2 protein-coding genes are annotated in these 1,985 nt (G+C 36.6%); both read left to right on the top strand.

Going from position 1 to position 1,985, the window contains the following annotated elements; translation table 11 throughout:
* On the top strand, positions 1-891 hold an 891-nt coding region (locus tag O9334_RS20890; RefSeq protein ID WP_288002276.1), incomplete at its 5' end, for a DNA cytosine methyltransferase.
* Between the two features lie 182 nt (positions 892-1,073).
* Positions 1,074-1,775: a hypothetical protein gene (locus O9334_RS20885; protein ID WP_288002274.1), complete on the top strand. Its 702-nt coding sequence runs from the start codon at positions 1,074-1,076 to the stop codon at positions 1,773-1,775.
* The last annotated feature ends 210 nt before the right edge of the window (positions 1,776-1,985 follow it).

The following is a 1,985-nucleotide window of genomic DNA, read 5'->3' as shown; positions in this document are numbered from 1 at the left end:
ATCAGAAAATTAGAGGTAAAAACTGTCCCCGATCATGATATACTATGCGGCGGGTTTCCCTGTCAAGCCTTTAGTATCGCCGGCAGAAAACACGGTTTTGAAGATGCACGCGGAACCTTATTTTTTGAAGTTGCCCGGATCCTACACGAAAAGAAACCGAAAGCTTTTATCTTAGAAAATGTCCAGGGTTTAGTCCATCATGATCGAGGTAAAACTTTAAAAACTATTTTAGATATACTAGAAAAGGATTTCCATTATTTTGTCCCTAGTCCCCAGATTTTAAATGCCAGATATTTTGGGGTTCCTCAAAACCGTCCCCGAATTTTTATCGTCGGTTTTCGAGAAGATTTAAATATTTACCATTTTTCCTATCCCCAACCAACCCATCAAGAAACTTGTCTCAAAGATATCCTAGAAGAAAAGGAAGTCAGCGTTAAATATTATCTCTCTAATCAGTATTTAGAAACTTTGTTTAAACACAGGGCCAGACACGAAAATAAAGGTAATGGGTTCGGTTATGAGATTATTTCTCCCGATGGTATCGCTAATGCTATTGTAGTGGGAGGTATGGGAAAAGAAAGAAATTTAGTTATCGATCAAAGACTGAATAATTTTACTCCGGTTACTCGCATTAAGGGAGAGGTAAATAAATTATTCGTCCGCAGAATGACCCCCAGAGAATGGGCAAGATTACAGGGATTTCCCGATAGTTTTCGGATTGTTGTTAGCGATGTCCAAGCTTATAAACAGTTCGGCAATTCTGTGGCTATTCCCGTGGTAAAAGCAGTGGCAAAAGAGGTGATTAAAGCTTTAGATTTATCCAGAGATTCTCAAGAAAATATCAGCCTTAAAGACCTACAGGGGAGACAATTAGAACTATTGTCAATCTGAGGAACAATAACAATTTTGTCTAGGGGGTTGGGTATAGGACAGCGTTTCTTATCAAGATGAAGTATAACCTAATTTGGTATTGACGACCGACGACCGGCTCCCCAAAACCAAAACTTCCTATCTCACCCTTAAGATAACTGCTATAATAATAGTTAATTATTTGATCAATGCGATTGCTGTTTATGCTGAAGTCTGACTGGATTAAATTAATCAATGCTATTCGTCTCCGAAAAATTAATTATCGTGGTAAAGACGGTGAATTTAGTTATCGATGCTTTTACCAACAAGTATCAGATTCTAGAAGAGATTTAGAAGACGAGAAAAATATACCTTTCACTCTAGAAAAATCTGGACTGGAGTTTTCTGGCAAAAATAATACATTTTGGTTGACTTGTTTTTATAACTATGAAATACCCCCCGCACTTAATCAGCAAGAAACCTATCAGTTTGATCAAGTGTTAAAAAAGTCAATTGATGACATTTTTTCTGATCGTATTTGCACTGGACAAAGAGATTTTACACTGACCACCTCTTTCAGTAGTTCTCATAATACAGATAACTTCTTTTACCATGCTGGTTTTTATGCGGCAGCTTTTCTATATGCTTTTGGTGTCAAAGAACCAAAAATGCAGTTAATCGATCAAGAATGGATAGTAATTGATGAAAAACTAGGCTACTTAGATTTTGCCACCTATTTTAGCTATCCAAAAGCTATTCCTATCGGGCTGCCTATCCCTAAATTTATCGATTTAAAAACTACATCAAATTTTCAATTAGCAGAAGGGTTAGAAATAAACGATCAAAATCATACTAATTATCAGCAAGCTTCCCAATACTTAGATGAGATCAGAAGGGAAATTAAAGATGGTTTACTTGACCAATAATAACGTAAATCAGGATAATAAATGGCTCTCTTGTCCTTTGTTTAATAATTTTTACTAATTAAATGTCTGGTAAGGATTCAGGTCAGGGGATTGACAAAAACAGAAAAAAGTGTAGATTGAGAGGATGAAGCAAAAAGAACCGCAGCAGCTACTAGACAGGGAAAGCCTGAAAAACCTGACCCCAGAACAACTGGTGGAAATGGTGCTGAA

This window comes from Microcystis sp. LE19-8.1F (assembly GCF_027531715.1).
Taxonomy (GTDB): Bacteria; Cyanobacteriota; Cyanobacteriia; order Cyanobacteriales; family Microcystaceae; genus Microcystis; species Microcystis wesenbergii_A.
This window is presented reverse-complemented; position numbering and strand designations above follow the sequence as displayed.

Coding starts and splice junctions, on each gene's coding strand:
- O9334_RS20885 (WP_288002274.1), top strand. CDS start 1,074: ATGCTGAAGTCTGACTGGATTAAATTAATCAATGCTATTCGTCTCCGA.